9 protein-coding genes are annotated in these 7845 nt (G+C 69.7%); 6 read left to right on the forward strand and 3 right to left on the reverse strand.

What is annotated here, in order from left to right:
- The 5 genes from NN2_RS08045 to NN2_RS08065 form a co-directional block, all read left to right on the forward strand.
- Window positions 1-615 (forward strand): SDR family NAD(P)-dependent oxidoreductase (locus tag NN2_RS08045; protein ID WP_063011834.1); only part of this gene is annotated, 615 nt, incomplete at its 5' end.
- Window positions 615-1859, forward strand: a complete 1245-nt coding sequence (locus tag NN2_RS08050; protein ID WP_063011836.1) for a CaiB/BaiF CoA transferase family protein — start codon at window positions 615-617, stop codon at window positions 1857-1859. The genes NN2_RS08045 and NN2_RS08050, both read left to right, overlap by 1 nt.
- A gap of 113 nt (window positions 1860-1972) precedes the next feature.
- Window positions 1973-2815, forward strand: coding sequence for an enoyl-CoA hydratase/isomerase family protein (locus NN2_RS08055; RefSeq protein WP_063011844.1), 843 nt, complete (start codon window positions 1973-1975; stop codon window positions 2813-2815).
- Window positions 2808-3953: a thiolase family protein gene (locus NN2_RS08060; protein ID WP_063011846.1), complete on the forward strand. Its 1146-nt coding sequence runs from the start codon at window positions 2808-2810 to the stop codon at window positions 3951-3953. Before NN2_RS08055 ends, NN2_RS08060 begins: the two co-directional genes overlap by 8 nt.
- Before the next feature lie 13 nt (window positions 3954-3966).
- Window positions 3967-5115, forward strand: a complete 1149-nt coding sequence (locus tag NN2_RS08065) for an acyl-CoA dehydrogenase family protein (protein ID WP_063011838.1) — start codon at window positions 3967-3969, stop codon at window positions 5113-5115.
- 60 nt (window positions 5116-5175) lie between these two features.
- Here the strand turns inward: NN2_RS08065 and bfr are convergent, their stop codons facing one another.
- The 3 genes from bfr to NN2_RS08080 form a co-directional block, all read right to left on the reverse strand.
- Window positions 5176-5658, reverse strand: coding sequence for a bacterioferritin (bfr, locus tag NN2_RS08070; RefSeq protein WP_030516368.1), 483 nt, complete (start codon window positions 5656-5658; stop codon window positions 5176-5178).
- A 58-nt stretch (window positions 5659-5716) separates the two neighbouring features.
- Entirely contained in the window at window positions 5717-5908 is a 192-nt protein-coding gene (locus NN2_RS08075) for a (2Fe-2S)-binding protein (RefSeq protein WP_063011840.1), read from the reverse strand.
- A gap of 156 nt (window positions 5909-6064) precedes the next feature.
- Window positions 6065-7003 (reverse strand): GlxA family transcriptional regulator, encoded by a 939-nt coding sequence (locus NN2_RS08080; RefSeq protein WP_082856818.1) that lies wholly within the window; start codon window positions 7001-7003, stop codon window positions 6065-6067.
- A gap of 164 nt (window positions 7004-7167) precedes the next feature.
- On the opposite strand from NN2_RS08080, the gene NN2_RS08085 reads away from it, so the two are divergent.
- A partial coding sequence (locus NN2_RS08085; protein ID WP_439955847.1) for an MFS transporter occupies window positions 7168-7845 on the forward strand: 678 nt, incomplete at its 3' end.

Below are 7845 nucleotides of genomic sequence, written 5' to 3' on the forward strand. Positions count from 1 at the left end.
GTCGCCGACAAGATCGTCGGCGCCGGGGGGCGGGCGGCGAGTTGCGCGCTGGACGTATCCGACCGCGGCGCCGCCGATTCCGCGGCCGAGCAGGGTGCGGCGCTGGCCGGCGGCACACTGCACATCGTGGTCAACAACGCCGGTGTCACGGCGCCCGCGATGTTCGGCGCCACCACCGTGGATTCGATGCGCCGCCTCTACGACATCCACGCGCTGGGCACCTTCAACTGCGCGCAGGCGGCGCTGCCGTATCTGCCCACCGACGGCACCGGGCGCATCATCAATGTCACCTCCTCGGCCGGGTTGACCGGAACCCTGGGGCAGGTGAACTATTCGGCCGCCAAGGCCGCGATCGTGGGCATCACCAAATCGCTGGCTCGCGAGCTGGCCCGCAAGAACATCCTGGTGAACGCGCTGGCCCCGCTGGCGGCCACGCCGATGACGACCACCATCCGCACCGACGAGAAATTCGCCGCGCAGATGCTGAACCGAATTCCGTTGCGGCGCTGGGCCGAACCGGACGAGGTGGCCGGAGCGTTCGTCTTTCTGGCCTCCGACGCCGCCTCCTTCGTCACCGGGCAGGTGCTGCCGGTGGACGGCGGCATGGTGATGTGATGATCATCGATCCGCAGGCGGCGGGCCCGCTCGCCGGGGTCACGGTGGTGGCGCTGGAACAGGCGGTGTCCGCGCCGATGTGCACGCGCACCCTCGCCGATTTCGGGGCGCGGGTGATCAAGGTGGAGAACCCGGACGGCGGTGACTTCGCCCGCTACTACGACGACGTGGTCGAGGGCCAGGCCGCGCATTTCGTGTGGGTCAACCGCGGCAAGGAATCGGTGACCCTCGACCTGAAATCGCCTGCGGGCGTGAAACTCCTGCATCGCCTGCTGGAGCGCGCCGACGTGCTGGTCGCCAATCTGGCACCCGGAGCCCTGGACCGGCTGGGATTGTCCCCGGCGGAGGTGGAGAGCCGGCACCCGGATCTGATCTCGCTGACCATCGACGGATTCGGCGCGGGCGGGCCGCTGTCGCACAAGCGCGCCTACGACCTGCTGGTCCAGGCCGAGGCCGGGGTGTGTGCGGTGACCGGCACGGCCGGCGCGCCCGCCAAACCCGGTCCGCCGGTGGCGGATGTGACCACGGGCCTGTACGCGGCCCTGTCGATCGTGGCCTCGCTGTGCGGGCGGCTGCGGCGCGGGCCGGGCCCGGGCACGGCGATATCGGTGAGCCTGTTCGACACCATGGCCGAGATGATGGGCTATCACCTCACCTACGCCCGGCACAGCGGAATCGACCAGCAGCCGCTCGGCATGAGTTCACCGGCGGTGGCGCCGTACGGCGCCTACCCGACGGCCGACGGGCAGACCGTGGTGCTGGGCACGACGAACGACCGGGAATGGCAGCGGCTGGCCCGCGACATCCTCGAACGCCCGGATCTCGCCGCCGACGACCGCTTCCGCACCAATCCCGGCCGGGTCGCCCATCGCGCCGAGCTCGACGAGGTGATCGGAAGCTGGTGTGCGCGACACGATCTGGCCGACATCCAAGCGTCCGCCGACGCCGCCGGAATCGGCAACGCGCGCTACAACCGGCCCAGCGAGGTCCTGGCCCACCCGCAACTGTCCGAACGCGACCGCTGGCGCGGTATCGACACCCCGAACGGGCCGATCCCGTCCCTGCTGCCCCCGGCCGTGATCGAGGGCTACCAGCCGCCGATGGGCGCGGTGCCGGGCCTGGGGGAGCACACCGATGCGGTGCTGGCCGAAATCGGCTGCAGCGCAGACGAGATCGCTCGATGGCGGGCGGCCGGCGTGGTCGGCTCCCGCGACGCGGGGGTGGCTGCCGCTCATGTGCGCTGACACGATCGCCGACCGAAACGCCGGGTCCGCGCGTTCGACGCCGCGCACATCGTCGTGCCCGCGTCATGCCGGTGGCGGTGGGCGTGGCCGCCGCCCGGAACGGGAGCACCGTCATGGTCTCGCATGACCCGGTCCTGCACTGCGCCGATCACGCGGGTGTGCGGACGCTGACCTTGAATCGGCCGCATCGCAAGAACGCGATCGACGCCGAACTGTGGGCGGCGCTGCAGGACGTGCTGCGCGCCACCGCGACAGACCTGGACGTGCGCGTGGTGGTTCTCACCGGCACGGGTGGTGAATTCTGTTCCGGCGCCGATATTTCCACGCCCGACAACACCCATCCGACCTATCGGATGCGGGCGCTGACCGAGGTGGCGCTCGCATTGCACGAACTACCCATGCCGACCGTGGCGAAGGTGCGCGGCGTGGCCGTCGGTGCCGGGTGGAATCTCGCCCTCGGCTGCGACTTCGTCGTGGCGACCCCGCGGGCCCGGTTCTCCCAGATCTTCGCCCCGCGCGGGCTGTCCCCGGATCTCGGCGGCACCTGGCTGCTGCCCAAGATCGCCGGACTGCAACAGGCGAAAAGGCTTGCGCTGCTGGGCGAGACGATCGACGGCGAACAGGCGCGCGAACTGAACCTCGTGACGTGGCTGTGCGCGGACGCCGAACTCGACGGTTTCGTCGACGACCTGGCGGCACGGCTGGCGGCGGGGCCGCCGGTGGCGCTGGCCCAGACCAAGGCCCTGCTCAACGAGGGCGCCGACCGCAGTCTGCGGGAGGCGCTGGCCGGGGAGGCGCGGGCGCAGGGGATCAATTTCGCCACCGCCGACGCACCGGAGGCGTTCGCGGCCTTCGCCGAGAAACGCCCGCCCCGGTTCACCGGCCGCTGGACGGTCACCAGACCGCCGATCCGCCGTGCGGATCGGCCCGACGACGAAGGTCGAACAGATGCGTGAGGTAGTCATCGCCGCGGCGGTCCGCACCCCGATCGGCAAACGCAACGGCGCCTTGGCCGATATCCACCCCGCGGACCTGTCCGCGCTGGTGCTGACCGCATTGGCCGAGCGCACCGGTCTGGATCCGGCGCTCGTCGACGACGTGATCTGGGGATGCGTCTCGCAGGTCGGTGACCAGTCGTCGAATATCGGCCGCTATGCGGTCCTGGCCGCGGGCTGGCCGGAAGCGGTTCCCGGCACCACGATCAACCGCGCATGCGGATCCAGCCAGCAGGCAGTCGATTTCGCGGCCGCCGTGGTCGGCTCGGGACAGCAGGACCTGGTGATCGCCGGCGGTGTGGAAGTGATGAGCCGGGTGCCGCTGGGCTCGGCCCGCGCCACCGGGATGCCGTACGGGCCGAAAGCCCGTGCGCGCTATCACGATTTCTCCTTCGACCAGGGGATCTCGGCCGAACTCATCGCCGAGAAGTGGGGTTTGTCCCGTACCCGCCTCGACGACTACGCCGCGCGCTCGCACGAACTGGCGGCCGCGGCCGTCGACCGCGGGGCCTTCGACGACCAGATCGTCGACGTGCCCGCCGGTTCGGCCACGGTCGGCGCCGACGAGGGCATTCGCCGCGGCACCTCCGCCGATACGCTGGCCCGGCTGAAACCGGCCTTTCGCGCGGACGGGGTGATCCACGCCGGCAACTCGTCGCAGATCTCCGACGGCGCGGCCGCGGTGCTGATCACCACCCCGGACAAGGCCCGAGACCTGGGCCTGACACCGCTGGTCCGCTATCGCGGCGGCGCGGTGACCGGCGCGGATCCGGTGCTGATGCTCACCGGCCCGATCCCGGCGACGGAGAAGGTGTTGCGCCGGTGCGGGCTGTCGCTCGCCGAGATCGGCGTGTTCGAAGTGAACGAGGCGTTCGCGCCGGTGCCGCTGGCCTGGCTGGCCGAAACCGGCGCCGACCTCGTCCGGACGAATCCGCTGGGCGGGGCCATCGCGCTCGGCCATCCACTCGGCGCCTCGGGCGCGGTATTGCTGACCCGCATGATCCATCACATGCGCGACAACGGGATTCGCTACGGCCTGCAAACCATGTGCGAGGGCGGCGGCACCGCCAACGCCACCGTCGTCGAACTGCTGAACTGATCGGAGGACCGGCGTGCGCCGAGAACTGTTCACCGCCGACCATGAATCGTTTCGGGCACTGGCCCGCGAATTCATCGACAAGCATGTGGTCGAGAACTACCCGGACTGGGAACGCGCCGGCCGGATGCCGCGTGAAATCTTCACGCGGCTGGGCGAATCGGGCCTGCTCGGCATCGCGATTCCCGAGGAGTACGGGGGAGCGGGGCTGCGCGACTACCGCTACAACGTGGTGCTGCAGGAGGAGGCGGCGCGGGCGCTGGTCACGCTGTCGACCGTGCGCACCCAGTTGGACGTGATCCTGCCGTACTTCCTCGACTACGCCGACGCGGCCCAGCGCGAGCGCTGGTTTCCCGGCCTGGCGTCGGGCCGGCTGCTGACCGCCATCGCCATGACCGAACCTGGCACCGGATCCGATCTGGCCGGGGTGCGGACCACCGCCGTCCGCGACGGTGACCACTACGTTCTCAGCGGAGCCAAGACGTTCATCACCGGTGGGCTGCTGGCCGATCTGGTGATCGTGGTGTGCCGGACCTCGACCGATCCGGACAACCGCCGGCACGGGCTGACGCTGCTGGTCGTGGAGGACGGCATGCCCGGCTTCTCGCGTGGCCGGGTGCTGGAGAAGATGGGCTGCAAGGTGCAGGACACCGTCGAGCTCTCCTTCGACGAGGTGCGGGTGCCGGTGGCGAACCGGCTCGGTGCGGAGGGCGCGGCATTCGGCTACCTCGGCCACAATCTGCCTCAGGAACGGCTGACCGTCGCCGTCGGATCGGTGGCGCAATCGCGCGCCGCGCTCACCGCCACCGTCGATTACGTGAAGCAGCGCAAGGCATTCGGCACGCCGGTCGCCTCGTTCCAGAATACGAAGTTCGAACTGGCGGCCATGTCCGCCGAGATCGAGGCGGCCCAGACCATGCTGGACCGGGCGGTGGCCGACCTGGTCGACGGGGAACTGTCCGGGGCCGACGCCGCGCGCGTGAAGCTGTTCTGCACCGAGATGCAGGCCCGGGTGGTCGATCGCTGCCTGCAGCTGTTCGGTGGCTACGGCTACATGATGGAATATCCGATCGCGCGGCTCTACACCGATGCCCGGGTGGCGCGCATCTACGCCGGAACCAGTGAGGTGATGAAGACGATCATCGCCAAATCACTGGCGTTGTAGGCGCTTTCGGCGCACGAACACCCGGCCGCGATGCGTCGGCGGCCGGGTGCTGTGACGGCGTCAGTCCCCTTCGGGGGTATCGGTGTAGCGCTGCAGATAGAGCTGTTCGCCCAGCGTGCTCAGCAGTTCGAGTTCGGTTTCGAGGTAGTCGACGTGACTTTCCTCGTCCTCGAGGATCGACTCGAAGATGCGGGCGGAGGTGACGTCACCGCGCGAGCGCATCAGCTCGATACCGCCGCGCAGCCGGGTCACGGCCTCCATCTCGATCTCGAGGTCGGCGCGCAGCTGTTCCGGGACGGTCTGGCCGATCCGCAGCGGGTTGAGCTTCTGGTAGTTCGGCAGACCTTCGAGGAACAGGATCCGATCGGTGAGGACTTCGGCGTGCTTCATCTCATCGAACGATTCGTGGCGCGTGTGCTTGGCCAGCTTGGGGTAGCCCCAGTTCTCCTGCATCTTGGCGTGCAGGAAGTACTGATTGATCGCCGTGAGTTCGGCCGTCAACTGCTCGTTGAGCAGCGCGATGATTTCCTTGTCGCCTTCCATGATGTGTGATCGTGGCACAGATCACAGATCAGGGGAATGAGCGGGGTGCGTGTCGGTGTCAGGCAGCGGTCGACTCCGCCGGTGCGTCGGTGCGCGCCCGGCCTATCGCCTCGGCCAATCGGGCGGTGCACGAGCCGCAACCCGGCTTCCAGCCACAGGCCTTCTTGACTTGTCTGGTCGAACAGGCGCCGGCGGCGACGCAGGTGTGCACGTCCGCTTCGGAGACGGCATTGCAGATGCAGATGTACACGGTCGGCCTCGGATGCTCTGACGACAATTGCAGGGTCTTTTCGAGAGGTAAGCCTCGCCTAAACAGGTAACCCTTGCCTAAGGTAGCACCCGGGTAGCGGGGGTTGTCAATGGGTCGGCGCGCGCGTCGCGGCCATGCTCCGGGCCGGGGACGTGCTTACCGCGCGACCGGCTGCTCTCGCTGCGCCCTCGGCTGCCGGAAGGTCCTGCGATAGGCGATCGGCGCGACGCCGAGCTGAGTGCGCAGGTGGTGGCGCAGCGAGGCGGCGGTGCCCATACCGGCGGCCCGCGCGACCTCGTCGACGGTGAGTGCCGTGGTCTCCAGGAGATGGCGCGCGTGGCGCATCCGCTGGTGCAGGATCCAGGCGCCGGGTGCCGTGCCGGTCTCGGCCTTGAAGCGGCGGGTGAACGTGCGCACGCTCATCCGGGCGTGTGCGGCGAGGGTGGTGAGGTCCAGATCGTCGCTCAGTCGCGCGAGCGCCCATTCCCGGGTGGCGGCGGTGCTGTCCGCGCCCGGATCGGGGACCTGCTGTTCGATGAACTGAGACTGCCCGCCTTCACGCCACGGCGGCACCACGCAGTGGCGGGCGGCCCGGTTCGCGGCCGCGCTGCCGTGGTCGGAGCGCACCAGATGCAGGCACAGATCCACCCCGGCCGCCAGACCCGCTGCGGTGCAGACATTTCCGTCCTCGACGAACAGCAGATCCTCGTCGAGCCGCACGGCGGGAAACAGGGTGCGAAAGTCCGCCGCGTATTTCCAGTGGGTGGTGGCACGGCGGCCGTCGAGGATGCCCGCCGCGCCCAGCACGAACGCGCCGGTGCAGATCGAGACGATGCGCGCATCGGACCGGATCGATGCCAGCGCATCCGTCACCGCGGGCGGCAGGACGCCGTCGCGGCGCGGGCCCGGCATGGTCGTACCCGGCACGATCACGGTGTCGGCGTGGGCCAGCAGGTCGGCGCCGTACGCCGGCGTGACGGCGTAGCCGTTGGTGGACGGGATCGGGGACCGGTCCAGCCCGCAGATCCGCACGTCGTAGAGCGAGGAGCCGTCGTCGTCGGTCGCCGCGCCCAGCACGGTCGGCGGAATCGTCATATCGAAGCCGACGATGGGCGCCAGGGCCAGGACTGCCACCAGATGTGGATCGGGCACGGTCGTCTCCTCGTCGCGGCGCAGGAATGGCTGAATCTTTACGCATTATGGCATTCAGGCCACTCGTCGGCGGCCGCGCGATTCGGCACGCTCGCTCGGTGACCGAAATTCGCCTCACCGACCACATCCCTTCGCCGCCACCGGAGCAGCCCACGCCCCGATTCGCGCGTCGTCCGCATCCCGCGTGGATTGTCGCCGCCGTCGGCTTCGTCGCCCTGCTGGGCGCGGCCGCGTTCCGCTCGGTGCCCAGCGTGCTGATGGATCCGCTGCACGAGGAATTCGGCTGGTCGCACGGCACCATCGGCGCCGCGGTCTCGGTGAATATGCTGCTGTACGGGGTGATTTCGCCGTTCGCGGCCGCGCTGATGGACCGATTCGGCATTCGGCTGGTGGTGGCGTGCGCGTTGCTCCTCGTCGCCGCGGGCAGCGGGCTCACGGTCTTCATGACCCAGCCGTGGCAGTTGATGGCGACGTGGGGGCTGCTGGTCGGCGTCGGCGTGGGATCGATGTCGATGCCGTTCGTGGCCACCATCACCGGACGCTGGTTCGTCCGGCACCGCGGCCTGGTCACCGGTGTGCTCACCGCGGCCGGCGCCACCGGACAGCTGGTGTTCCTGCCGCTCGTCTCGATGCTGGCCCGCGACCACGGCTGGCGGGCCCCGGCGCTGGTCGTCGCCGCGACCGCCCTGGCCGTGGTGCCGCTGGTGGTGCTGTTCATCCGTGACTTCCCCGGCGATATCGGACGTACCGCCTACGGCGCCGGCCCCGGCAGCGACGCGGGCCTG

Origin of the sequence: Nocardia nova NBRC 15556, assembly GCF_001613005.1 — a bacterium.
Classification (GTDB): domain Bacteria; phylum Actinomycetota; class Actinomycetes; order Mycobacteriales; family Mycobacteriaceae; genus Nocardia; species Nocardia nova.

Coding starts and splice junctions, on each gene's coding strand:
- NN2_RS08050 (WP_063011836.1), top strand. CDS start 615: ATGATCATCGATCCGCAGGCGGCGGGCCCGCTCGCCGGGGTCACGGTG.
- NN2_RS08055 (WP_063011844.1), top strand. CDS start 1,973: ATGGTCTCGCATGACCCGGTCCTGCACTGCGCCGATCACGCGGGTGTG.
- NN2_RS08060 (WP_063011846.1), top strand. CDS start 2,808: ATGCGTGAGGTAGTCATCGCCGCGGCGGTCCGCACCCCGATCGGCAAA.
- bfr (WP_030516368.1), bottom strand. CDS start 5,658: ATGGAAGGCGACAAGGAAATCATCGCGCTGCTCAACGAGCAGTTGACG.
- NN2_RS08080 (WP_082856818.1), bottom strand. CDS start 7,003: ATGACGATTCCGCCGACCGTGCTGGGCGCGGCGACCGACGACGACGGC.